At 68.3% G+C, this 24145-nt stretch carries 26 protein-coding genes; 16 read left to right on the top strand and 10 right to left on the bottom strand.

The window, feature by feature from the left end; genetic code table 11:
* Window positions 1-78 precede the first annotated feature (78 nt).
* The 8 genes from G6N14_RS14655 to purM all read left to right on the top strand — a co-directional run bounded on the left by G6N14_RS14655 (window position 79) and on the right by purM (window position 7510).
* The gene (locus G6N14_RS14655; RefSeq protein WP_085135782.1) at window positions 79-681 is read left to right on the top strand and encodes a TetR/AcrR family transcriptional regulator; all 603 of its coding nucleotides are present in this window, start codon (window positions 79-81) and stop codon (window positions 679-681) included.
* A gap of 86 nt (window positions 682-767) precedes the next feature.
* Entirely contained in the window at window positions 768-1526 is a 759-nt protein-coding gene (locus G6N14_RS14650; RefSeq protein ID WP_085135781.1) for an SDR family NAD(P)-dependent oxidoreductase, read from the top strand.
* Window positions 1523-2755, top strand: a complete 1233-nt coding sequence (locus G6N14_RS14645) for an aromatic ring-hydroxylating dioxygenase subunit alpha (protein ID WP_085135780.1) — start codon at window positions 1523-1525, stop codon at window positions 2753-2755. Before G6N14_RS14650 ends, G6N14_RS14645 begins: the two co-directional genes overlap by 4 nt.
* On the top strand, window positions 2752-3087 hold the full coding sequence (locus G6N14_RS14640) for a hypothetical protein (RefSeq protein ID WP_085135779.1): 336 nt from the start codon (window positions 2752-2754) through the stop codon (window positions 3085-3087). The genes G6N14_RS14645 and G6N14_RS14640 overlap by 4 nt, the downstream gene beginning before the upstream one ends.
* A gap of 40 nt (window positions 3088-3127) precedes the next feature.
* Window positions 3128-3973 carry a TauD/TfdA dioxygenase family protein gene (locus tag G6N14_RS14635; RefSeq protein ID WP_085135778.1) on the top strand — a complete coding sequence of 282 codons (846 nt, stop codon included), beginning with the start codon at window positions 3128-3130 and terminating at the stop codon, window positions 3971-3973.
* Between the two features lie 24 nt (window positions 3974-3997).
* Window positions 3998-5140, top strand: a complete 1143-nt coding sequence (locus G6N14_RS14630; protein WP_085135777.1) for an acyl-CoA dehydrogenase family protein — start codon at window positions 3998-4000, stop codon at window positions 5138-5140.
* The gene (locus G6N14_RS14625; protein ID WP_085135776.1) at window positions 5137-6366 is read left to right on the top strand and encodes an acyl-CoA dehydrogenase family protein; all 1230 of its coding nucleotides are present in this window, start codon (window positions 5137-5139) and stop codon (window positions 6364-6366) included. The genes G6N14_RS14630 and G6N14_RS14625 overlap by 4 nt, the downstream gene beginning before the upstream one ends.
* A gap of 58 nt (window positions 6367-6424) precedes the next feature.
* Entirely contained in the window at window positions 6425-7510 is a 1086-nt protein-coding gene (gene purM / locus G6N14_RS14620; RefSeq protein ID WP_085135775.1) for a phosphoribosylformylglycinamidine cyclo-ligase, read from the top strand.
* Between the two features lie 68 nt (window positions 7511-7578).
* On the opposite strand, the gene G6N14_RS14615 is transcribed toward purM, so the two are convergent.
* Together G6N14_RS14615 and ygfZ are read right to left on the bottom strand one after the other, a co-directional pair.
* Window positions 7579-7746, bottom strand: coding sequence for a DUF3073 domain-containing protein (locus G6N14_RS14615; RefSeq protein WP_085135774.1), 168 nt, complete (start codon window positions 7744-7746; stop codon window positions 7579-7581).
* 136 nt (window positions 7747-7882) lie between these two features.
* A complete protein-coding gene (gene ygfZ / locus G6N14_RS14610; RefSeq protein ID WP_085135773.1) occupies window positions 7883-8956 on the bottom strand; it encodes a CAF17-like 4Fe-4S cluster assembly/insertion protein YgfZ in 1074 nt (357 codons plus the stop codon).
* A gap of 35 nt (window positions 8957-8991) precedes the next feature.
* On the opposite strand from ygfZ, the gene G6N14_RS14605 reads away from it, so the two are divergent.
* A complete protein-coding gene (locus G6N14_RS14605) occupies window positions 8992-9861 on the top strand; it encodes an aminodeoxychorismate lyase (RefSeq protein WP_085135772.1) in 870 nt (289 codons plus the stop codon).
* Between the two features lie 40 nt (window positions 9862-9901).
* Here the strand turns inward: G6N14_RS14605 and G6N14_RS14600 are convergent, their stop codons facing one another.
* From G6N14_RS14600 to lmeA, 7 genes are all read right to left on the bottom strand, one after another.
* Complete coding sequence (locus G6N14_RS14600) at window positions 9902-10579, bottom strand: heme-binding beta-barrel domain-containing protein (RefSeq protein WP_085135771.1); 678 nt, start codon at window positions 10577-10579, stop codon at window positions 9902-9904.
* Window positions 10580-10696: 117 nt separating this feature from the next.
* Window positions 10697-10999, bottom strand: coding sequence for a DUF1416 domain-containing protein (locus G6N14_RS14595; protein WP_085135770.1), 303 nt, complete (start codon window positions 10997-10999; stop codon window positions 10697-10699).
* A 1-nt stretch (window position 11000) separates the two neighbouring features.
* Entirely contained in the window at window positions 11001-11834 is an 834-nt protein-coding gene (locus G6N14_RS14590; RefSeq protein ID WP_085135769.1) for a sulfurtransferase, read from the bottom strand.
* Between the two features lie 39 nt (window positions 11835-11873).
* A complete protein-coding gene (locus G6N14_RS14585) occupies window positions 11874-12329 on the bottom strand; it encodes a DUF4395 domain-containing protein (protein WP_085135768.1) in 456 nt (151 codons plus the stop codon).
* 93 nt (window positions 12330-12422) lie between these two features.
* Window positions 12423-12491: a putative leader peptide gene (locus G6N14_RS21485; protein WP_350355359.1), complete on the bottom strand. Its 69-nt coding sequence runs from the start codon at window positions 12489-12491 to the stop codon at window positions 12423-12425.
* Between the two features lie 50 nt (window positions 12492-12541).
* Window positions 12542-12958, bottom strand: a complete 417-nt coding sequence (locus G6N14_RS14580) for a thioredoxin family protein (RefSeq protein WP_085135766.1) — start codon at window positions 12956-12958, stop codon at window positions 12542-12544.
* Window positions 12955-13746, bottom strand: a complete 792-nt coding sequence (gene lmeA, locus G6N14_RS14575; RefSeq protein WP_170307443.1) for a mannan chain length control protein LmeA — start codon at window positions 13744-13746, stop codon at window positions 12955-12957. The genes G6N14_RS14580 and lmeA overlap by 4 nt, the downstream gene beginning before the upstream one ends.
* 60 nt (window positions 13747-13806) lie before the next feature.
* Here lmeA and G6N14_RS14570 point away from each other — a divergent pair, with 60 nt between their 5' ends.
* From G6N14_RS14570 to hrpA, 7 genes are all read left to right on the top strand, one after another.
* A complete protein-coding gene (locus G6N14_RS14570; protein ID WP_085135764.1) occupies window positions 13807-14568 on the top strand; it encodes a winged helix-turn-helix transcriptional regulator in 762 nt (253 codons plus the stop codon).
* Entirely contained in the window at window positions 14565-15467 is a 903-nt protein-coding gene (mshD, locus tag G6N14_RS14565) for a mycothiol synthase (RefSeq protein WP_085135763.1), read from the top strand. The genes G6N14_RS14570 and mshD overlap by 4 nt, the downstream gene beginning before the upstream one ends.
* Before the next feature lie 109 nt (window positions 15468-15576).
* Window positions 15577-16695, top strand: a complete 1119-nt coding sequence (gene pstS, locus G6N14_RS14560) for a phosphate ABC transporter substrate-binding protein PstS (RefSeq protein WP_085135762.1) — start codon at window positions 15577-15579, stop codon at window positions 16693-16695.
* 70 nt (window positions 16696-16765) lie between these two features.
* Window positions 16766-17719: a phosphate ABC transporter permease subunit PstC gene (gene pstC / locus G6N14_RS14555; protein WP_234808925.1), complete on the top strand. Its 954-nt coding sequence runs from the start codon at window positions 16766-16768 to the stop codon at window positions 17717-17719.
* Window positions 17716-18630, top strand: a complete 915-nt coding sequence (pstA, locus tag G6N14_RS14550) for a phosphate ABC transporter permease PstA (protein ID WP_085135760.1) — start codon at window positions 17716-17718, stop codon at window positions 18628-18630. The genes pstC and pstA overlap by 4 nt, the downstream gene beginning before the upstream one ends.
* A 48-nt stretch (window positions 18631-18678) precedes the next feature.
* Window positions 18679-19455 (top strand): phosphate ABC transporter ATP-binding protein PstB, encoded by a 777-nt coding sequence (gene pstB / locus G6N14_RS14545; RefSeq protein WP_085129859.1) that lies wholly within the window; start codon window positions 18679-18681, stop codon window positions 19453-19455.
* Window positions 19456-19522: 67 nt separating this feature from the next.
* Window positions 19523-23437, top strand: coding sequence for an ATP-dependent RNA helicase HrpA (gene hrpA, locus G6N14_RS14540; RefSeq protein WP_085135759.1), 3915 nt, complete (start codon window positions 19523-19525; stop codon window positions 23435-23437).
* Here hrpA and phoU read toward each other — a convergent pair.
* Window positions 23426-24094, bottom strand: a complete 669-nt coding sequence (phoU, locus tag G6N14_RS14535; protein WP_046321270.1) for a phosphate signaling complex protein PhoU — start codon at window positions 24092-24094, stop codon at window positions 23426-23428. The two genes, hrpA and phoU, sit on opposite strands and share 12 nt — an antisense overlap.
* Between the last annotated feature and the right edge of the window lie 51 nt (window positions 24095-24145).

The following is a 24145-nucleotide window of genomic DNA, read 5'->3' as shown; positions in this document are numbered from 1 at the left end:
CGCAGTGTGTGCCGAAATATACTCATCAGTATCTGTGATGCCAATAGGTATCGCAGATCCTGTGGGACAATCGCCGTCGTGGTGGAGCGGTGGACGCGCGAGCGGCGGTTGGAGCGAACGCGCTCGTTACTGCTGGACGCCGCCGAGGAGGTGTTCGCCGAAAAAGGCTTCACCACGGCGACTCTCGACGACATCGCGCAGGCTGCCGGCTACACCAAGGGCGCTATCTATAAGCACTTCGCCGCCAAGGACGAGCTCTTTCTGGCGGTCAGCGAGCGGTATTGGCAGCGCTATTTCGAAAACTTCGCCGAGGTGATGGCGAACGCCACCGAGGTGGGGGTGCGAGAACTCGACGACATCGCCGAGCGCTGGCAGCGGTTGAGTCGTGACCGCGGGGCCGAGCATGCCGCGCTGGGCTATGAGTTCACCCTGTACCTGCTGCGCAACCCCGAAGCCCGCGCCCGGGTGGCCGCCAAGCGCGCGGAGGTCGTCGAGCAGTTGGCGGACTTCATCGTCGAAGGCGTCGAACGCCTCGGGGGAGCCCTGCGGATCCCGGCCCTGACCCTGGCGCAGGTGCTCGTCGCCACCAGTGATGCGGCGGTGCTGGCCAGTGAACTCGACGGCATCGACCTCTACCGGCCGGTGGTGGCGATGTACGTCGCGATGATCGCCCTGCCCTGAGCGTCTGCGCGCCGATCCGGCGTCGACACTTGAGATTAATGACAAGTACTTGATAATATCGGCCGGTGCCGTCCGAAGGGGATGCGATGACCGCAGAGCCGCCGCAACGAGTCGCGGTGGTCACCGGCGGGGGCTCGGGCATGGGCGAGGCCACCTGCCGCGAACTGGGCAGGCGCGGTTACCGCGTCGGTGTTCTCGACATCAACGGCCAAGCGGCGCAACGCGTTGCCGACGACCTGCGCGCCGAGGGTCTGGCCGCGCTGGGCGTCGAGGCCGACGTCACCGACCGGGCCGCTGTCGACCAGGCCTTCGCATCGGTGCGCGGCGAGCTTGGGCCGGTCGCCGCGCTGGTGACCAGTGCCGGTCTCTTCGGCTACTGCGCGTTCGCCGACATCACCGCGCAGGCGTGGGCCCAGATCATCGACGTCAACCTGACCGGGACGTTCCACTGCTGCCAGGCGGCACTGCCGGACATGGTCGCCGCCGGCTGGGGGCGCATCGTGATGATCTCGTCGTCCAGCGCCCAGCGCGGATCGCCGTTCGCCGCGCACTACGCGGCATCCAAAGGCGCGGTCATCACGTTGACCAAGTCGTTGGCCCGCGAGTACGCCGCGAGCGGCATCACGGTCAACAACATCCCGCCGTCGGGTATCGAGACGCCTATGCAGCATCAGGGCCAAGCGGCCGGGTTCCTGCCGTCCAACGAGCAGATCGCCGCGAACATCCCCCTGGGCCGGCTGGGCACCGGGGCGGACATCGCCGCGGCCGTGGGGTTCCTGTGCTCGGAGGAAGCCGGCTTCATCACCGGCCAGGTGTTGGGCGTCAACGGAGGAGCGGTGATGTGAAAGAACAGTCTTCAGTGCGATCCGGGAGGACCCCGGCGGGCTCGTGGACCGAGTATCACCCCGAACTGGGCACCGGTCCGGTCTCGTTCGCCGACTCGACATCGCCGCAGTTCTACGAACTCGAACGCGAGGCGGTGTTCAAGCGGGCCTGGCTGAACATCGGCCGGATCGAGGAAGTCGCCGAGCCCGGCAGCTATGCCACCAAACGGATCGAGGTCGCCCGCGCCTGCATCCTTCTCCTGCACACCGACCGCGGAGTCGGGGCGTTCCACAACGTCTGCCCGCGGTGCGCGACCACGTTGGTATGGCACGAGTTCCCCGATCGCGAGGCCGCCGGGCAGGGCGAGGAGATCACCTGCAAGCGCTGTCGGCACACCTATCGGTGCGGCGAAGCCGACGCCCATCTGGCCGCGGTGCACTGCGACACCTGGAACGGTTTCATCTTCGTCAACCTCGACACCACGCCACGTCAGGGCCTGCGGGAATTCCTCGGGCCGATGATCACCGGACTGGACGACTACCCGTTCGAGAAACTGACCGAACGCTATGACTGGGTGGCCCACAACAACAGCAACTGGAAGATCTTCGCCGACGCTTTCCAGGAGTACTACCACGTTCCGGCGCTGCACTCCCAGCAGGTTCCCGCCCAAGTCCGGGTTCCCGGCGCCGGATTCACCTGCGGCCATTTCCAGCTCGACGGCCCGCACCGACTGGTCTCGACGGCCGGCCGGCGCCGATGGCTGCTACCGCCGGAGTACATGTACCCGATCGAGCGGGCCACCCGCAGCGGGCTGGTGGGCCCCTGGGAAACCCCCGACCTCGGCGAGTTGCCCGCCGGGGTGAACCCGGGCGGCATCCAGCCGTGGGGGATCAGCAACTTCCAGATCTTCCCCAACACCGAGATCCTCATCTACGGAGGCTGGTACCTGCTCTACCGGTATTGGCCGACCTCCTACAACACCCACCGGTTCGAGGCGCACACCTACTTCTATCCGGCCCAAACGGTGCGTGAACGCATTCAGCACGAGGTGGCGGCGGTGGTGCTCAAAGAGTTTGCGCTGCAGGATGCCGGCATGCTCGGCGGCACCCAGGCCGCTCTGGAGTACGGCGTCGTCGACGGTTTCCCGCTCAACGACCAGGAGATCCTGGTTCGTCACCTGCACAAGGCAGTCGGTGACTGGGTGGACGCCTACCGGCGCGAGGCGGCCGGCACGGGAGCGCAGCGATGAGCGCCGCACGGCTGCCCAGTGCCTTCTCCGAACTGGAGCCCTTCGCGCAAACCTGGTGTTTGGCAACCGAGACCGAGCGTTACAACCGGAGGTTGGCCAGCAGCATCGGCGAGCTGCGGCAGTTCTATGACGCGTTCTTTCCGCGGCTGGAAGAGGCGATCGACTATTGCGACAAGTTCGCCCTGGACGAGCTTCCCGAGGACGCTCTCAACCTGCTGCAGCTGATCTATTCCCTGGTGATGGTGGCGATGGCCGTCGAGATCATGGGGCAGCCCGCCCCCGTCGACGCCGCGGATGCCGTCATGGTCCGCACCGGCTGGCCCGTTCCCTAGCGCTGCCAGGAACCAAACCCGTGTCAGGAAGGACAGGCCAATGAGTCTGCTCACCGTCAGCAAGCTGACAGCATCGGTCGGCGCGGAGGTCCTCGGTCTGGACCCGCAACGCCTGGCCTCCGACGACAGTCTCGGTGCTGCCGTCCTCGAGGCGTTGGAGGACAACGGTGTCCTGGTCTTTCGCAACCTGCACATCGACCCCCGCTCCCAGGTGGCGTTCTGCGAGCGCCTGGGCAGTGTCGACTACACGGCGGACGGTCACCACGAGGTTGCGGGCATCTACCCGGTCACCCTGAACCGGGCCAAGAACTCGTCGGCGAGCTACTTGCGCGCCACGTTCGACTGGCACATCGACGGGTGCACGCCCACGGGGGATCAGTATCCGCAGAAAGCCACCGTGCTCTCGGCGGTGCAGGTCGCCGAACGCGGCGGTGAGACCGAGTTCGCCAGCTCCTATGCCGCCTACGACCAGCTCACCGACGACGAGAAACGCCGATTCGCGCAGCTTCGCGTGGTGCACTCGCTGGAGGCGTCCCAGCGCCGGGTGACCCCCGATCCGGCACCGGAAGAGCTGGCCCGCTGGCGCGCACGACCCTCCCACGAACACCCGCTGGTGTGGACTCACCGCAACGGACGCAAATCACTGGTGCTGGGCGCTTCCGCCGACTACGTCGTCGGGATGGATCTCGACGAAGGGCGCGCACTGCTCGACGAACTGCTGGCACGCGCCACGGTGGCCGACCGGGTCTATCGTCACCAGTGGTCGGTGGGCGACACCGTCATCTGGGACAACCGCGGAGTCCTGCACCGGGCCGCGCCCTATGACCCCGATTCCCCCCGGGAGATGCTGCGCACCACCGTGCTCGGCGACGAGCCGATCCGGTGATCCTGGCGGCCACGAGGAGATGAGATGAGCGAACTCTCTACCGAAACCGAGCTTTTCGTTGCCACGGCCCGTGCCTTTCTGGACAAGACCGCAGCTCTGAGCGACCAGCGCGACCTGCACGCGCGCGGTGAATCCTATGACGAGGCCTGGTGGCGGCAGGCGGCCGAACTGGGGTGGGCCGGGCTGCTGGTGCCCGAGCAACTCGGCGGCGGCAGCGTCTCTGGCTGTGGGCTGCGGGACCTGGCTGCGATCGCCACCGAGATCGGACGCACCGTGGCACCGGGCCCGCTGTATCCGATCAGCATGGTTCTGGCGGGTCTGGTCGACGCCGACAACCGGCAGGCACACGCCCACAGCATCGCCGCGCTGCTCTGCGGGGAGCTGGTGGCGACCTGGGCCGCCGACGAACCGGGCCGGGGCTTTCACCCCCATCAGCCGGCGTTGGCCGCGACCGCCACCGACGGCGGCTACCGGCTCAACGGAGTCAAAGACCGGGTAGAGGCCGGGGACCGGGCGGACCTGGTGCTGATCGGCGCCCGCACCGACGACGGCGCGCTGCGCCAGTTCCTGATCCGTACCGACGCACCCGGAGTGCGGGTGACGCCGCAGCCCGGCATCGATCTGGTGAAGCGGTTCGCCCGCATCGAGTTCTGCGATGCCGCAGTCGACGCCTCGGCGGTGGTCGGCACCGCGGCACAGGCCGGTGCCCTCATCGAGCGACAGACCCAGGTGGGCATCGCACTGGTCTGCGCCGAAGTCGCCGGCATCCTGGACGCCGTCATGACCATGACGGTGGACTGGGCCCGGGATCGGTACAGCTTCGGCCGGCCGCTGGCGTCCTACCAGGCGATCAAGCACCGGCTGGCCGACATGACCATGTGGCTGCACGCCTGCCGTGCGATAGCCGACGGCGCTGTGGACAAAGTGGCCGCACGCGACGCCGACGCGGCCATGTGGGTCGGGGCCGCCAAGTCCTATCTCGGCGAGCACGCGGGCCGGCTGATTCAGGAATGCGTGCAACTGCACGGCGGGATCGGCGTCACCTGGGAACACGACCTGCACCTGTATCTGCGTCGGGCCACCCTGTACCGCGGTCTGCTCGGCACCCCCGCAGAGCATCACCAGGCCATCTTCGCGGCCGCCAGCAGCACGGAGCCCGCCGCATGACCGACATCTCCGTGGAATCCTTCGCCGCGTCGGCCCGCGACTGGCTGGCCGCCAACATGCCGCGCCTGGACCCGCAGCACCCCCCGCGCAACGGCCGCGATGACGAGGGAGCCTGGCAACGTGCACGCGAGCTGCAGCGGCTGCTGTATGGCGGCGGTTTCGCCGGCATCTGCTTCCCCCGCGAATACGGCGGCCTCGGCCTGGACATCCGTTACCAGAAGGCGTTCGACGCCGAGTGCGCCGGCTACGAGATGCCGTTGATCCTCAATGTCCCCACGTTCACCATCTGCTGCGCCACCCTGCTCGACACCGGCAGCGAGGAACAGAAGCGCCGCCACATCAGCGCGGCGCTGCGCGGCGACGAGGTGCTCGTGCAGCTGCTCTCCGAGCCCAGCGGCGGTTCCGACCTGGCCGGCCTGATCACCCGCGCCGAGCGTGACGGGGACGACTGGGTGGTCACCGGGGCCAAGACGTGGAGCACCAGCGCCTTCGCGGCCGACTTCGGGCTGCTCCTGGTGCGCACAGATTCAACGGTGCCCAAGCACGAGGGCCTGACCATGTTTCTGGTGCCGATCGACGCGCCCGGCGTCACGCTGCGCCGCATCGAGCAGGTCGACGGCTCCAACGAGTTCTGCGAGGAGTTCTTCGACGGGTTGCGGCTCGGGCCCGACGCGGTGGTCGGTGAGGTCAACAAGGGCTGGGACGTCGCATCGCGGCTGCTCTACCACGAGCGCCGGGCCGTGGGCCAGGGCTCGGAGTTCGCCAGCGGGCGGGGGCCCGAACGCACCGAGATGGCCGCCGGGGACTTCCTGACCCTGGCGCAGGACTGCGGCACCGCCGACGATCCACTGACCCGGGATCAGATCGGCCGGGTTCTCGCCCGGCGCATGGTCCGCGACAAGCTCATCGACTACGCCGGGCGGGGCATGCGCAGCGGTGAGCTCCCGCCTGCCGCGGCCTCGATCATCCGGCTGTTCCACTCCGACGTGACCTATCTGGAGGTCGACACCGCCATGGCGGTCGCCGGACCGCTGGGTGTGGTGGACGACGAGACGCACCTGCTCAGAGTGGGTCGCCGCTACCTGTCGCGCCAGACCGTGGGACTCGGCGGGGGCAGCGACGAGATGGCGCGCAACGTCATCGCCGAACGCGTCCTGGGCCTGCCCCGCGAGTACGCCGCCGACCGTGGTGTGCCGTTCAATCAGGTACGCCATAACCGGCTGTGACGGCCCCAATACCGAGCGCGATACCGTCCGCAGTCGGCTACCGGTAGCCTTTACCGCGATGACCTCAGCAGAATCGAGCTCCCAGGGCGTTACCTACGCATCGGCCGGAGTGGACATCGCGGCCGGAGACCGGGCCGTCGAGTTGTTCAAGCCGTTGGCGGCCAAGGCCACCAGGCCAGAGGTGCGGGGTGGGCTTGGCGGCTTCGCCGGCCTGTTCGCCCTGCGCAACGACTACCGTGAGCCGCTGTTGGCGTCCTCCACTGACGGCGTGGGCACCAAGCTGGCGATCGCTCAGGCCCTGGACAAGCACGACACCGTCGGCATCGACCTGGTGGCGATGGTCGTCGACGACCTGGTGGTCTGCGGTGCCGAGCCGCTGTTCCTGCAGGACTACATCGCCGTGGGCCGCACCGTGCCCGAGCGGGTCGCCGCGATCGTCTCCGGGATCGCCGAGGGGTGTGTGCAGGCCGGCTGCGCGCTGCTCGGTGGTGAGACCGCCGAGCACCCCGGCCTGATGGAACCCGATCACTACGACATCTCCGCGACCGGTGTCGGGGTGGTGGAGGCCGACGACGTGCTCGGCCCGGATCGGGTCCGTCCCGGCGACGTGCTGATCGCGATGGGTTCCTCAGGACTGCATTCCAACGGCTACTCGCTGGCCCGCGCGGTGCTGCTCGACATCGACCGGATGAACCTGGCCGGCCACGTCGAGGAGTTCGGCCGCACCCTGGGCGAGGAGCTGCTCGAGCCCACCCGCATCTACGCCAAGGACTGCCTGGCGCTGGCGGCCGAGACGCAGGTGCGGACCTTCTGTCACGTCACCGGTGGCGGACTGGCCGGCAACCTGGCGCGCGTCATCCCCGACGGGCTGATCGCCGAGGTGGACCGTGGCACCTGGACGCCGGCGCCGGTGTTCGCGATGATCGCCCAGCGCGGACGGGTCAGTCGTGCGGAGATGGAGAAGACGTTCAATCTGGGTGTCGGCATGGTGGCCGTCGTCGCGCCGGAGGACACCGACCGCGCGCTGGCCATTCTGACCGCCCGCCACGTGGACTGCTGGCCGCTCGGCACCATCACCAAGCCGGGCAAGGATGGCGAACCGGGCGACGGGGCCAGGCTCGTCGGGGAGCACCCGAGGTTCTAGGCCCCAGCGGGTCTAGGCCGGGTCCCACCGTCCTGTGGGGTGTGACAGATTCGGAGACGACTGCGCGCTCAGCGGCGCCAGTCGTCGTCGCCGTTCCAGGAGTCGTCACCGTCGGAGTCGTTGACCTCAGACCCTGCCAGCTCACGTTGGAGCTGGGTGAAATCGGTTGATGGTGAGCTGTACTTCAGCTCTCGAGCAACCTTGGTCTGCTTCGCCTTAGCCCGGCCGCGGCCCATGGGGGGACCCCCTCGCGCAATAACGGAGCGGCCCAATGAACAGGCGGCTCCGATCTGAATGTGTATTTTGTCCTGCCGACAGCTTACCGTGCCGCCAGACCAGTTATCGACCTGCCCTGTGTCGGCGTGATCACCGTCAAGCCCGGCCCCGTAGCCGGTCGACGGCCAGCCGCCCGGCGCCCGGTGCATCCGGCGGCGGCATCGATTCCGGGTCGATCACCGCACTGACCTCGGCGTCGGCGCCGGTCCGCAGCGCAGTGTCGGCCGGGAGCGCGCGCTTGAGCAGCGCCAGTGCGATAGGCCCCAGCTCGAAATGGTCGACCACGGTGCCCAGCCGGCCCACCGGACGGCCCCCCGCGGTGACCGGGTCGCCGGTCGTGGGCCGGTCCACCGATCCGTCCAGGTGCAGCAGCACCAGCATGCGGGGCGGCTTGCCCAGGTTGTGCACGCGGGCCACGGTCTCCTGCCCGCTGTAGCACCCTTTGTCCAGGTGCACCGCGCCGGAGCCCGGCCCCGCAATCCAGTTCAGTTCGTGCGGGATGCTGCGCTCGTCGGTGTCCACGCCGAGCCGGGGGCGCACCGCTGCGACCCGGTGGGCCTCATAGGTCCACACTCCGGCGGGCCGTACCCTGGCGCGGGCCAACCGCTGCTGCCACTTGCCCTTGTCGGCACGCGGGACCAGCAACTCCAGCGCGTCCTGGCCGGGTGTCTGGCGAACGAACCCGCCGGGGATCGGCGCTGCGACGGCTCCGGGGGGCGCGGCCAGCCCCAGCGCGTCGAGGACCTCCGGGCCGTCGCGACCCGGACCCAGCAGCGAGAGCACCGCCAAGTCGGCGGGCTCGATGCGCACATCGGCCCAGAACACCATCTTGCGCAGGTGTTCCATCAGCGGCGTGCCACGCCACGGTTCGGTGTCCAGGTAGGTCCGCTCGGACATCTCGGTCTGGACCCAATGGTTCTGGATGTGCCCCTTGGGGTCCAGGGTGAGGTTCTCGGTGCTGGCGCCGTCGGCAAGCTCGGCGACGTGCTGGGTGGACAGGCTGTGCAGCCACGTCTTGCGGTCCGAGCCGCTCAGCTCGAGGACCGCGCGGTGGGACCGGTCCACCAGCACGGCGCCGGTTTCGGCGCTGCGCTGCTCGCCGAACGGGTCGCCATAGTGCCAGACAGCACCGGCGTCGGGGCCGGAATCGGGTGCGGGGACGGCGGACACATGCCAACTCTACGGAGCCGCTACGCTCACGGTCCATGGCAGCCGACGCCGATGAGGACGACACCGTCGTGACGATCGTCACCGTGGGCGGCGGGCCGGCCGCTCCGGGCTCCCCACTCCTGCACGCCGACGACCTGGCGGCGCTGCGCGGCGACGGGGTGTTCGAGACCCTGCTGGTGCGCGACGGCGCCGCCTGCCTCCTCGACGAGCATCTGCACCGGCTGGCGCGTTCGGCCGAGCTGATGGACCTGCCGGTCCCGGATCTGGACCAATGGCGCCGTGCGGCCGAGACCGCGGTCGAGCAGTGGGCGGGGTCCGGGGAGGGCGCCTTGCGGCTGATCTACAGCCGTGGCCGGGAAAGCGGCTCGGCGCCAACCCAGTACGTGATGCTGACACCGCTGCCCGAACGTATCCTCGCGGCCCGTCGCCAGGGTGTGGCGGCGGTAACCCTGGACCGCGGCCTGTCCGCGCAGGGCCTGCAGATGCCATGGCTGCTCGCCGGCGCCAAGACACTGTCCTACGCGGTGAACATGGCGGCGCTGCGCTACGCCGCGAAACAGGGCGCCGACGACGTCATCTTCGTCAGTTCCGACGGCTACGTGTTGGAAGGCCCGCGCTCGACGGTGGTCCTGGTGGAACCCGGGCGTCTCATCACGCCGCCGCTGTCGCACCCGATCCTGCGCGGCACCACCCAGGAGGCGTTGTTCGAGGTGGCCCGCGGCGCCGGTTACCGATGCGACTACGCCCCGCTGCGGCAGGCCGATCTGGCCGCGGCGCAAGACATCTGGCTGGTCTCCAGTATCACGCTGGCGGCCAGGGTGCACACCCTCGACGGCCGGGCGCTGAACCCCCGGGTGTCCGAGCGCGAATTCGCCGGGCTGGTCGACACCGCTATCGGGCGCTGAGCCCGCGGTTGCAGGCGGGTGAAGCCCGTCGGTGCGGCGCTTAGCCGACGAAGCGGGACAGCCGCGCCGAAAGGTGCGGCACCAGCTCACCGTCGGCGTTCACCCGTTCCTCGACGTAGGCCAGGTCGCCGTCTTCGACGATCCCGTAAAGACGTTTGGCGCCGCCGATCAACGCCCCCGATTTGCTGCGCGCCAGCGCATCGGTGACCAGTTCCCAGGAGGCCGGGCCGTGCGGACGCCCGTAGAACAGCTCCACATAGCCGGTGGAGTGCGCCAGCAGCAGTTCGATGGCCTGGGACTCGTCGGGGTCGTCCGGATCGTTGATGAAACGCCAGAAGCCGGTCTCGCGCAGGGCCGGTTCGGTGGACTCGTCGTCGTCGGAGAGTCGCCAGGATCGAGCTTCCCAGTTCAAGTAGTCGCCGCCGTCGTGGGAGACCACGATCTGTTGGCCGAACCGGTAGTCGCCCTGCGCGCTGTGACCCAGCCCGGTGCCGCGCCACACGCCGACCAGCGGCAGCAGCGCCAACAGCGCGTCGTGCAGATTGGCGCCCTCGCGCAGGTTGGCGGTGTCGGCGAACGGCAGGTCGTCGAAGACCGGGATATTGCGCGCGGCGGTCTGCCTGGCCCGCTCCGCAGCGGCGGCTACCGCGCGGTCGCCGGAGCCGCGCTCGACCGGGCGCTCACCGCCGGCCTGCGTGCCCCCGTCGGAACCGCTCACATCTCGTCGGTGATCAGCCGATACAGCGTGTACAGCGCGAACCAGGTGATCAGGCCAGTTGCCGCCACCAGCATCAATTCGAAGAACAACACCACGGGAGGATTCTACCGCGACCCGTCAGGCGACTTTGATGTCCACCTCGTGCAGGCCCGCGCCCGACGGCGTCACCACGGCGTCGCCGTTGCCGGCCGAGGACAGTGCCCGGACCTTCCAGGCCCCCGGCGCCGCGAAGAACCGGAAGTCGCCGGTGGCCGAGGCGACGACCTCAGCGGTGAACTCGTCGGAGGAGTCCAGCAGCCGGACGAAGGCACCGCCCACCGTGGCGCCGGAGCTGTCCACCACGCGCCCGGTGATCACGGTCTCCTTCTCCAGGTCGACGTTGGCCGGCAGGGCGAGTCCTTGCTTGGGTCCAGAGCACATATCAGCTTCCCAATTCGATCGGGGCGCCCACCAGGGAGCCGTATTCCATCCAACTACCGTCGTAGTTCTTGACATTGCGATGTCCGAGCAGCTCACGCAGCACGAACCAGGTGTGTGACGAGCGCTCACCGATACGGCAATAGGCGATGGTCTCCTTCTCACCATCGAGGCCGGCGTCGGCATAGAGCTTGGCCAGCTCCTCGTCGGACTTGAAGGTGCCGTCCTCGTTTGCGGCGCGGCTCCACGGCACGTTGATCGCGCTGGGGACGTGGCCGCGTTGCTGGCTCTGCTCCTGCGGCAGGTGTGCCGGGGCCAGAATCTTGCCGGAGAACTCCTCGGGGGAGCGCACATCGACGAGGTTTTTGGTGTTGATCGCCGCGATCACCTCGTCGCGGCGGGCACGGAGCGACTCATCGAGCTGCTTGGCGGTGTAGGACGTGGCCGGTCGGCTGACGGTTTCACTCGACAACGGGCGTCCGTCGAGCTCCCACTTCTTGCGGCCGCCGTCGAGCAGCTTGACCGACTCGTGCCCGTAGAGCTTGAAGTACCAGTAGGCGAAGGCGGCGAACCAGTTGTTGTTGCCTCCGTAGAGGATCACCGTGTCGTCATTGGAGATACCGCGCTCGGAGAGCAGCTTGGAAAACGCGGCCGCGTCGACGACATCGCGCCGCACCCCGTCCTGCAGGTCCTTGCGCCAGTCGAGCCGGATGGCGCCGGGGATGTGGTTGATGTCATAGACGCTGGTGTCTTCGTCGACCTCGACGAAGACGATGCCGGGCGCGTCGAGATTGCTCTCGGCCCAGTCGGTGGAGACCAGGACGTCCGAGCGTGCCATGGTGGGATCCTTTCGGTTACAACGAGGAAAGAGCGGTGGTCACGCCGCGTTCGGCCGCAGGCGCACGACGAGGGGGTAGAGCTGACAGCCCAGACAGATGCCGAACGCGGCGTTGAGGAAGGCCGCCGCCAGGGCGAAGGCGGTCGCGATCAGACCGAGCGTGGGTGCGAAGGCGAAACCTGCGACGCCCAGCACGGCGAACACCAGGCCGACGAGCTGGGCGAAGCGCAGCGGCGCCACCGGCTCACGCTCGCTGACCGGCCCCAGCCGCGGTGCGATGAATCGGGCGAACAACCGCCCGTAGGGGTGGCGGCGGGGCCCCAGCGCCGCGCCGATCGCGAAAACGGCTGCTTGGGCGCCCAGCGCAACGGCTGCGGCCGCCGGGCTGAACTGCGCGGTGAGCAGCACGGCCACCAGTACGGCGGTGGTGACCCAGGCGGCGAATCGGGGACCTCGGACATCTACCTGAGCAGTGTCGGTGTGAGTGTCCTGCATGCAATGCTCCCTGGTGTTGTCGTTGCGAATGGCTGGTGGAGACATGCCACGGCATTCCGGGCGGCTCCGATAGCGACGCGAAAACGCGGCGTTTCAGCGACAACGACAACAGCAGCAGCCCGCGGTGCGGCACAGGTCGACTGTGCGGCGCTTGGTGAGCACAAGCTCAAGGCGGGCGAACACGACGTACAGCCTACCCAACGCAGGGCCGGTCAGGTCAACAGGGGTTCGAGCGCCGAACGCAGGTCCGCCAGTGTCGGGACGCCGCTGGCGCGGTAGCGCTGCCGGCCGTTCGTGTCGAAGATCACCGTGGTCGGCAGCGACAACACCGAGAACCTGCGGGCGGCCTCCGGGTTGGCGTCGATGTCGACTTCCTGATGGGGGAGACCCCCGAGGTCATCGCAGACCTTCTCGACCACACGGCGCACCCCGGCGCACGGTCCGCACCACGGCGCGGAGAAGTGCACCACCGCCGGGCGGCCGGGCTCCAAGCCGAGGAAGGCGGCGTCGGCGCTCGCGGTGGAGTCGCCGCGTTCGGGCAGTTCCCGCAAGACTCCGCCCCGCCGGTTCAGCCACCATCCGATGGCCCCGGCGGCCAGCAGGGCGGTGGCGATCGCGATGACGCTCATCGCGGCCGGAACTCCGGCAGGGTGACCGTCATGTCGTCGGCGATGCCCTCGATGATCACGTCGGACCCACGGGCGCCCTGGCTGGTCGGGACCACCCCGAACGGCAGTCGCTGCTGGGGCAGGCTGCCACGGAACGCGGTCAGTACCGCGACGCGCTGCTCGTCGGGAACATCCTGATCGGCGGTGTCCGGGCCGGTGAGGATGCCCGTCGGGGTGATCACCAAGGTGCTGTGGTCCGGGCCGGCGATCGACAGGTCCACCGCCACGCTCACCCGCTTGCCGAAGCCCGCGGGGGTGCCGGTGAACACCAGACCGTGGCTGCTGGAGATTCCGGACTCGGTGGTGCCGCCGGTATTGTCGTCGGTCTCGGCCGGCGGAGCCTCCACCATCAGGTCGCGAATGCCCAGATAGCGGCCCAAATGCACAGAACCGATGATAATTCGGCTCTCCAGTTTGGCCACGGGTATCGGAGCGTCGGGTCGGAATCGCCAGGTGGCCTCGGTCAAGTCGACCGAGTGCATGGTGGCCTCCAGCATCACCTTGCCGATCATCGGCTGCGCGACGGCGGGGGCCTTGATCTCCACTTCGTCGTAGTGATCACGGCGCGCCTGCGGCAGGAAAGGGAAGTCCAGGATGGCCACAAACGGGTCCGCGGTGAGGTCCGTTGCTTGGCGTACTGCCCGGGATAATTGGTACTCGGCGTAGACGCCCGCTCCGAAATCGACCCCGGCAATCGCCACGACCAGTGCCGCGATCGCGGCCGACATCCCGATAAGCACCCTGCGCACCGAGTCATTCTGGCAGGTCGCACGCTATCGTTAGAGCACCTGGGACGCTGGAGGGCCTCGTTGGAGCTACTGCTGTTGACTGCTGACTTGCACCCTGACACGGTGCTGCCGTCCCTGTCGTTGCTGGCACACACCGTGCGGACGGCTGCGCCGGAGGTCTCTGCGCTGCTTGAAGCCGGGTCAGCCGAGGTGGTTCTGGTGGACGCGCGCACCGATTTGGCGGGGGCACGTGGGCTGTGCCGGCTGCTGAGTGCCACCGCGGGGTCGGTACCGGTGGTCGCGGTCCTGACCGAAGGCGGTCTGGTGGCGGTCAACGCCGAATGGGGGATCGACGAGATTCTGCTTCCCGGTACCGGACCGGCGGAGACCGATGCCCGGCTGCGGCTGCTGACGGGCCGGCGCGGTGCACCGGCTGCCGAGCAGGCATCCGGACAGACCAAGCTCGGTGAGCTGCTGATCGACGAGGGCACCTACACCGCGCGACTGCGTGGCAAGCCGCTGGATTTGACCTACAAGGAGTTCGAGCTGCTCAAGTACCTCACGCAGCACGTCGGCCGGGTCTTCACCCGGGCGCAGTTGCTGCAGGAGGTGTGGGGCTACGACTTCTTCGGTGGCACACGCACGGTCGATGTGCACGTCCGGCGGTTGCGCGCCAAGCTCGGGCCGGAATACGAGTCGTTGATCGGCACGGTTCGCAATGTCGGTTACAAGGCGGTCCGGCCGGCGCGGGGACAACACGCCGCCGACTCCGCGAATGACGAGGTGCTCGACGACCTCAACGGTGCCGACGGCGGTGCTTCCGAGTCGCTGACCAGTCAGTGACCGCTCCGCACTGGCACGGCGCACTGACCGCGGACCAGCAGCGGCAGATTCGTGAGCTGATCGCCGCCGCCGGTGAGCACGACGGCGTCGCGCCGGTGGGGGAGCAGGTGCTGCGCGAGCTCGCCGCCGCTCGCACCGAACACCTGGTCGTCGCCGACGGGGCCGCCGTGGTGGGTTACCTGAATCTGGCTGCCGGCGATGCCATCCCGATGGCAGAGCTGGTGGTGGCGCCGCCGGCCCGGCGCCGGGGCCTGGGGACGGCGATGGCCCGCGCCGCGCTCGCCCGAACCGGCGGCCAGAACCGGTTCTGGGCTCATGGAACCCTGCCCGCCGCCCGCGCAACCGCTCAAGCCCTGGGGCTGGTCGCGGTCCGCGAACTGCTGCAGATGCGCAGATCACTCCGGGGCATACCGCAGCCGGTGATTCCGCCGGGCGTGTCGATCCGCAGCTACGCGGGCCCCGCCGACGACCCCGAGTTGCTGCGGGTCAACAACGCCGCGTTCGCCTGGCACCCGGAGCAGGGCGGCTGGACGGCGGACGATCTCGCCCACCGGCGCGCCGAGGACTGGTTTGACCCCGCCGGTCTGTTCCTGGCGTTCGAGGGACCGACGCTGCTCGGGTTTCACTGGACGAAGATCCACCGCGACAAGCCGGGCGCCGAAAGCGCGGGGGAGGTCTACGTCGTCGGGGTCGATCCGGCGGCCCAGGGACGCGGTCTGGGCCGGGTGCTCACCGAGGTGGGGCTGGCCTATCTCGCCGAGCGGCTCGCCGATGCCGACCCGCCGATCGTGCTGCTGTATGTCGAGGCGGACAACACCGCGGCGTTGCGCACCTACGAGCAGTTGGGTTTCGCCGTGTACAGCGTCGACACCGCTTACGCCGCGGTTGATCAGGCTTGACAACTCGCCCAATCAATTCACCACCCGTTCATCTGCCATGTGGTTGCCATCCATGAGTGCCGCATACGTTCCGGAGTGATCTCAATGCCGAGGGAGAAAGCGAGAACTGATGACACGCACGACGGCGGGTCTTGCGCTGGTGGCAGCCGCGATGACCGGGCTGGCATTGAGCGGCTGTGGCAGCGATGACAACGGCCCGAGCGCGACCAGTACCGGGATCGCCACGGGCGCAGCGGATTCCGCTGAATGCTCCGGGAAGGGCACGTTGACTGCCGAGGGCTCGACCGCTCAGCAGAATGCGATCGCGGTGTTCAACCAGGTGTGGGGCAAGCAGTGCGCGGGAAAGAACCTGTCCTACAACCCGACCGGTTCGGGTGCGGGCCGCGAACAGTTCATCGCCGGGCACGTCGACTTCGCCGGATCCGATTCGCCGTTGAGCCAGGCGCAGGTGGCCCAGGCCGCTGCCCGGTGCGGCCAGAACCCGGCGTGGCATCTGCCGCTGGTGTTCGGGCCGGTAAGCATCGCCTACAACCTTGACGGGGTGGACAACCTGGTGGTCGACGGCGACGTACTCGCCCGCATCTTCAGCGGAGGCATCACCCGCTGGGACGACCCCGCGCTGGTCGCCCTCAACCCGGGAACGCAACTGCCCGCGATGGACGTCACGCCGATCTACCGATCGGACTCTTCGGGCACCACCGACAACTTCCAGAAGTACCTCAGCGCCGCAGCGCCGCAGGCCTGGACCAAGGGCGAGGGCAGCGAGTTCCAGGGCGGCGTGGGCGAAGGCGCCCAGAAGTCGGCCGGGGTGGTGCAGGCGGTGCAGAGCACTCCGGGTGCCGTCGGCTATGTCGAGAAGGGCTTCGCCGACCAGGCCGGCCTGCTCTCGGCGCTGATCGACTCGGGCTCGGGAGCAGTCGCCGCGACCGACGACACGGTCGGCGCCGCGATCCAGTCCGCCGGATACCTCTCCGAGGACAGCAATGACATGCGGCTGGACCTGAAGTCGCTGTACGGCACCGAGCAGGCCGCTGCTTACCCGCTAGTCTTGGTGACCTACGAGATCGTCTGTTCGAAGGGCTACGACGCCGACACCTCCGCCGGCGTGAAGTCGTTCCTGCGGTCGGCCTCCACCATTGGCCAGGGCGAACTGGCCGCCGCCGGATACGTTCGGTTGCCGGATCCGTTGAAACGGCGCTTGAGTGCCGCGATCGACGCGATCCAGTAGCCGGCGTCCCGCAAGCGATCAGGGGGTGTCAAGCATCGCCGAGTCGTCTGTGTCCGCGCCTGCGTCATCGGTGAGGTCGACGGCGGCGCGTTCGGCCGCAAGCCGCCTCCAGGACCGGATATTCCGCCTGTCCGCGGCCGGCTCGGCGGTGCTGATCATCGTCGTGATCACGGCTGTCGGAGGGTTCCTGCTGGTGCGCGCCATACCGGCGCTGCAGCGCAACCGGGAGAACTTCTTCACCTACGGCGGAAGCTGGGTCACCACCGACACCTCCGCCATGCATTTCGGCATTGCGGAGATGCTGCAGGTGACGGTGTTCGTCTCGCTGTTCGCCCTGTCGCTGGCCATGCCGGTTGCCCTGGGTGTGGCCGTCTATCTCGCCCAATACGCGCCCCGGCGCCTCGTCGGGCCGCTGGGATACATGGTGGAACTGCTGGCCGCGGTGCCGTCGATCATCTACGGGGCCTGGGGCCTGTACGTGCTCGCTCCGCAGTTGCGGGGCACCGCGCTCTGGCTCAACGAACACCTCGGCGGGTTCTTCCTGTTCGCGACCGGCAACGCCTCGGTGGCCGGCGGCGGCACCATCTTCACCGGCGGAATCGTGCTGGCGGTGATGATCCTGCCGATCATCACCGCCGTCACCCGCGAGGTGCTGGCCCAGACACCCCGTGGCCAGATCGAGGCCGCCTTGGCGCTGGGGGCGACTCGCTGGGAGGTGGTCAAGATGGTGGTGTTGCCGTTCGGCCGTTCCGGCTACATCAGTGCCGCGATGCTCGGTCTGGGCCGCGCGCTCGGTGAGACGGTCGCCCTGCTGATCATCCTGCGTTCCACTCAGAAGGCGTTCAACTGGTCGCTGTTCGACGGCGGCTCCACCTTCGCCACCAAGATCGCCGCCACCGCATCGGAGTTCAACGACCAGTACAAGGCGGGCGCCTACATCGCGGCCGGGCTGGTGCTGTTCGTGCTGACGCTGATCGTCAACGCGCTGGCGCGCATTGCGATCACCCGAAAGGTTCCGTCATGACCGCGTTGCTGGACCGGCCCGTCAAACCGCGCACGTTCGCCGGGGTGGGTCCGCGCCGGCGGATGGCCAATGCGATTGCCACGGTGCTGGTGACCCTCGCGATGGCGTTGGCCCTGGTGCCGCTGGTCTGGGTGATGTACTCAGTGCTCAGACTCGGTTTCGGCGCTGTCTCTTCCAGCGACTGGTGGACGCACTCGCAGGCCGGCATGACCGCATTCGTGGCCGGCGGCGGCGCTTACCATGCGATCGTCGGGACGCTGCTGCAAGGACTGCTGTGCGCCGCCATCTCCATCCCGATCGGTATCTTCGTGGCGATCTACCTGGTCGAGTACGGCGCCGGCACCAGGCTGGGCAAGCTTGCGACGTTCGCCGTGGACATCCTGACCGGGGTGCCGTCGATTGTCGCGGCGCTGTTCATCTACGCCCTGTGGGTCGCCACCCTCGGGTTTCAGCGATCCGGGTTCGCCGTGTCGCTGTCGTTGGTGCTGCTGATGGTGCCGGTGATCGTGCGGGCGACCGAGGAGATGCTGCGGATCATTCCGATGGACTTGCGCGAAGCCAGCTACGCGCTGGGGGCGCCGAAGTGGAAGACCATCACCAGCATCGTGGTGCCCACCGCGTTGTCCGGGATCGTCACCGGGATTCTGCTGGCGCTGGCCCGGGTCATGGGCGAGACCGCGCCGCTGCTGATTCTGGTCGGCTATTCGCAGGCGATGAATTTCGATATGTTCCACGGCTTCATGGGATCGTTGCCGGGGATGATGTACGACCAGACGTCGGCGGGCGCCGGCGCCAGTGCAGTGCCGACAGACCGTCTCTGGGGCGCTGCTCTGACGCTGATCCTGCTGATCGCGATACTCAATGTCGCGGCCAGGTTCGGGGCGCGCATCTTCGCGCCCAAAAAGTTCTAGATCTGACTCGGCAACACCCAGCGGTGGGCGAACAAGGAGAGCTGCACGGTGGCTAAAAGGTTGGACCTGGCCGACCTCAACATCTACTACGGGTCGTTTCATGCGGTGGCCGACGTGACGTTGTCGGTCGCGCCGCGAAGCGTCACCGCGTTCATCGGGCCTTCGGGATGCGGGAAATCGACGGTCCTGCGCACCCTCAACCGGATGCACGAGACCACTCCCGGGGCCCGGATCGAGGGCACGGTGCTGCTCGACGGCGAGGACATCTACCTGCCCGGAATCGACCCGGTGGGCGTTCGGCAGGCAGTCGGAATGGTGTTCCAGCGTCCGAATCCGTTTCCCACCATGTCGATTCGCGACAACGTGGTGGCCGGCCTCAAACTGCAGGGCATCCGCAACCGCCGTGCGCTCGATGAAACCGCGGAATTCTCGCTGCGCGCCGCCAACCTGTGGAACGAGGTCAAGGACCGGCTGGACCGGCCCGGCGGCGGGCTCTCGGGTGGTCAGCAGCAGCGGTTGTGCATCGCCCGGGCCATCGCGGTCCAGCCCGACGTGCTGCTGATGGATGAGCCCTGCTCGGCCCTGGACCCCATCTCCACGATGGCCATCGAAGAGCTGATCGCCCAGCTCAAGCAGGAATACACCATTGTCATCGTTACTCACAACATGCAGCAGGCGGCGCGGGTGAGCGACCAGACGGCGTTCTTCAACTTGTCCGGCGCCGGTAAGCCGGGCCGGTTGATCGAGATCGACGGGACCGAGAAGATCTTCTCCAACCCGACTTTCAAGGAAACCGAAGACTACATCTCCGGCCGCTTCGGCTGACCGCGGCACGGTCGCCGCAGCGCGGCCGGCTTGGCCGAGCAGGCTGGGCGCGCCTATCCTTGCCGGAGTGTCCGAGCCGTCCGTAGCACAGTTGCGCACGCAGCTCGACGGCCTCACCATCCGCGACGCCGCATACTTTGGCCGGCGGCTCAAGGATCTGCGCGGCGAACAACCGGAGAAGCTCAGGCAGCTGGCCGAACGGATGAGCGCCGCACAGGCGCTGATCGCGCAGCGGCGCGCCGCGGTACCGGCCATCGGCTACCCCGACCTGCCGGTCAGTGCCCGTCGCGACGAGATCGCCGCGGCGATCAGTGCACACCAGGTGGTGGTGGTGGCCGGTGAAACCGGCTCGGGCAAGACCACCCAGCTGCCCAAGATCTGCCTGGAACTCGGTCGCGGAATCCGGGGCACCATCGGCCACACCCAGCCGCGGCGGCTGGCCGCCCGCACTGTCGCCGCGCGCATTGCCGAGGAACTGGCCACCCCGCTCGGCGACGTCGTCGGCTATGCGGTCCGATTCACCGACCGGGTCTCTGACCGCACCCTGATCAAGTTGATGACCGACGGCATCCTGCTCGCCGAACTGGAACGCGACCGGCGGCTGCTGCGGTACGACACCTTGATCATCGACGAAGCCCATGAGCGCAGCCTCAACATCGACTTTCTGCTGGGCTACCTGCGCGAGTTGCTGCCGCGCCGCCCGGACTTGAAGGTGATCATCACTTCGGCCACCATCGAACCCCAACGTTTCGCGGCGCACTTCGCCGGACCCGATGGCGCCAGCGCGCCGATCGTCGAGGTGTCCGGGCGCAGCTATCCGGTCGAAATCCGCTACCGCCCGCTGGAACTGCCGGTGGTGGGCGATACCGACAACGACCCGGATGACCCGGATCATGAGATCATTCGCAGCCAAACCCGCGACGAGATCGAAGCCATCGTCGATGCGGTGCACGAACTTTCCGCCGAACAACCGGGCGACATCCTGGTGTTCTTGTCCGGCGAGCGTGAGATCCGGGATACCGCAGAAGCTCTCGGTGGACTGCCCAACACCGAGATACTTCCCCTGTATGCGCGGCTGTCCACCGCCGAACAGCAGAAGGTGTTCGCACCGGCGCGCACCGGCAGGCGGATCGTGCTGGCCACCAACGTGGCCGAGACCTCTTTGACCGTTCCGGGAATCCGTTACGTCATCGATCCGGGCAACGCCCGAATCTCGCGCTACAGTCGCCGGCTGAAGGTGCAGCGGCTGCCGATCGAGCCCATCTCGCAGGCTTCAGCAGCGCAGCGCAGCGGCCGGTGCGGGCGCACCGCTCCCGGGGTGTGCATCCGGCTCTACAGCGAGGCGGACTTCGAGGCGCGCCCGCGCTACACCGATCCCGAAGTGCTGCGGACCAACCTGGCTGCGGTACTGCTGCGGATGGCCTCGCTTCGGTTGGGCGCGGTTGAGGACTTCGGTTTTCTCGATCCGCCCGACGCCCGCAGCATCCGCGACGGCGTCCAGCTGCTGGTCGAGCTCGGTGCCTTCACCGCGGACGGGCAGATCACCGACATCGGCCGCCGGCTCGCCCGGCTTCCGGTGGATCCGCGGCTGGGCCGGATGATCGTGGCGGCCGAGACCGAGGGCTGTGTACGCGAAGTGCTGGTGCTCGCGGCCGCGCTGACCATCCCAGACCCGCGCGAGCGGCCCATCGATCGTGAGGAGGCTGCCCGGCAGAAGCACGCCCGGTTCGCCGACGACGACTCCGACTTCATCGCCTACCTCAACTTGTGGTCATATCTGTCCGAGCAGCGCAAGACGTTGAGCGGCAGTGCCTTCCGCCGGATGTGCCGAAATGAGTTCTTGCACTACCTGCGAATCCGGGAATGGCAGGATTTGGTCGGTCAGTTGCGCAGCATCGCCGGAGATGTCGGCATCCGTGACACAGCCGACAAGCCGGCCGCACCCGCGGCCATCCATGCCGCGCTGCTGGCCGGCCTGCTGTCGCACGTCGGGATGCGCCGGTCCGACGGCCGCGAATACGCCGGGGCGCGTAACTCGAAATTCGTTCTCGCCCCCGGCTCGGTGCTGGCCAAACGGCCGCCGCGCTGGACGATGGTGGCCGAACTGGTGGAAACCAGCCGGTTGTTCGGGCGGACCGCCGCACGCATCCAACCGGAGGCGGTCGAACGGGTGGCCGCCGATCTGGTCCAGCGCAGCTACAGCGAGCCGCACTGGGACGCCAAGCGCGGCGAAGTGATGGCCTTCGAGAAGGTGACGCTCTACGGCCTGCCGCTGGTCACGCGCCGGCGGGTCGGCTACGCCAGGGTTGAACCGGTGGTGGCCCGCGAAATGTTCATCCGGCATGCGCTGGTGGAGGGCGAGTGGACGGCCCGGCACCGCTTCCTGGCCGACAACGCGGCGTTGCGCACCCAACTGCAGGAGTTGGAGGACCGGGTTCGGCGTCGCGACCTGATCGTCGACGACGACACCGTTTATGACCTCTACGACGCCCGGATTCCCGCCGAGGTGGTGTCGGCACGACACTTCGACAGCTGGTGGAAACGCCAGCGGCAGGACACGCCGGAACTGCTGACCTTCACCCGCGACGAGTTGCTGCGCACCGACGAGACGCTCGGCGCCGACCGGCCGGACAGATGGGCGACCGCGGATCTCGCGTTGCCGTTGAGCTACCGTTTCGAGCCGGGCGCCGCCGACGACGGGGTCACCGTCCACGTACCGATCGACGTCCTGGCCCGGCTTCATGGTGACGAGTTCGCCTGGCAGGTACCGGCGTTACGCGAAGAGCTGGTCACCGCCCTGATCCGGTCCTTGCCGAAGGAGTTGCGGCGCAACTTCGTACCGGCGCCCGACACCGCCCGCGCAGTGTTGTCGGTCATCGGCACGTCGACCGAACCGCTGCTGGAGGCTCTGGCCGGCGAACTGCGCCGCCGCACCGGGGTGCTCGTGCCGGTCGACGCCTTCGACATGACCACGTTGCCGGCGCACCTTCGGGTCACCTTCGCGGTGGAAGCCGCCGACGGCACCGAGCTGGCCCGCGGCAAGGATCTGGCTGCCCTGCAGGAGCGACTGTCTGCATCGGCCCGTGAAGCGATCGCCGATGCGGTCGGCGCGGAGTTGGAGCGCACCGGGCTGCGCGGCTGGCCGGACGACCTCGACACCCTTCCGCAGACCGTCCAGCGGGTGGTGGCCGGACGTGCCGTGCGCGGTTTCCCCGCCTTCGCCGACGCCGGCGGCGATGCCGAGCTGCGGGTGTTCGCCACCGAGGCGCAACAGCGCGGCGCGCTCGGCCCCGGCATCCGCAGGCTGTTGCGGTGTGAGATCCCCTCTCCGGTCAAAGCGGTTGAGCGTCAGCTCGATTCGCAGACCCGCCTGATGCTCAAAGCCAACCCGGACGGGTCGCTGCAAGCGCTGATCGACGACTGTGCTGACGCTGCCGCCGATGCCTTGGTCCCCGCGCCGGTGTGGACGCGAGACGAGTTCGTCGCGCTGCGCAAGCGGGTGGCTGCGGCCCTGGTCGCCACCACGGCCGACGTCGTCACCCGGGTGGCGCAGGTGCTGGCCGCCGCGCGGGAAACGCAGGTGGCGCTGCCGGTGCAGCCGCCGGCGGCTCAGGCCGAGTCGATCGCCGACATCACCGGGCAGCTGGAGGCATTGCTGGCACCCGGGTTCGTCACCGCCACGGGGCGCGCACATCTGGGGGACCTCACCCGGTATCTCGCCGCGATACGCCGCCGGTTGGAGCAGTTGCCCCGCGCGCTGCAGGCCGACCGGGACCGGATGGCGCGGGTGCAGGGCGTGCAACAGGCCTACCAGGACCTGCTGGCGGTTCTGCCCGCGGCACGTCGCCAGGACGCCGCGGTGCGTGAGATCGCCCGCCAGATCGAAGAACTGCGGGTGAGCCTGTGGGCTCAGCAACTCGGAACCCCGCGCCCGGTGAGCGAACAGCGGATCTACCGGGCGATTGATGCGCTACTCGCTTGACGGCAGGGTGTGCTCGTCCGGGAACTTGCCGGTGGCCTGGAAGATCACCCGGCGGGCGACCTCGACAGCGTGATCGGCGAACCGCTCGTAGAACCGGCCGAGCAGCGTGACGTCGACGGCGGCGGCCACGCCGTGCCGCCACTCCTTGTCCATCAGCACCGAGAACAGATGCCGGTGCAGGTCATCCATCGCGTCGTCTTCTTCGCGGATCCGGGCGGCCTTCTCCGGGTCCCGCGACAACAACACCTCTTGTGCGCTGTTGCCCAGCTCGACTGCGAGCCTGCCCATTTCAGCGAAGTAACCGTTGACTTCCTCGGGCAGTGCGTGCTGGGGATGCCGACGGCGGGTGATCTTGGCGACGTGCAGGGCCAGGGCGCCCATCCGGTCGATATCGGCGACCATCTGAATGGAGCTGACGATGGCGCGCAGGTCCCCGGCAACCGGTGCCTGCAACGCCAGCAGCACAAACGAGCTCTCCTCGGCGCGGGTGCTCATCGCGGCGATTCTCTCGTGATCGGTGATCACCTGTTCGGCCAACATCAGGTCGGCTTGCAGCAGGGCCTGAGTGGCGCGTTCCATGGCTGCCCCGGCCAAGCCGCACATCGTGCCGAGCTGTTCGGCGAGATCCGAGAGTTGCTCATGGTACGCGGTTCGCATGCCCTCAAGACTAGCCGTGGACGGCGCTGCGCGTTGATAGGGCGGAGCCGG

Origin of the sequence: Mycolicibacter hiberniae (genome assembly GCF_010729485.1) — a bacterium.
Classification (GTDB): Bacteria; Actinomycetota; Actinomycetes; order Mycobacteriales; family Mycobacteriaceae; genus Mycobacterium; species Mycobacterium hiberniae.
This window is presented reverse-complemented; position numbering and strand designations above follow the sequence as displayed.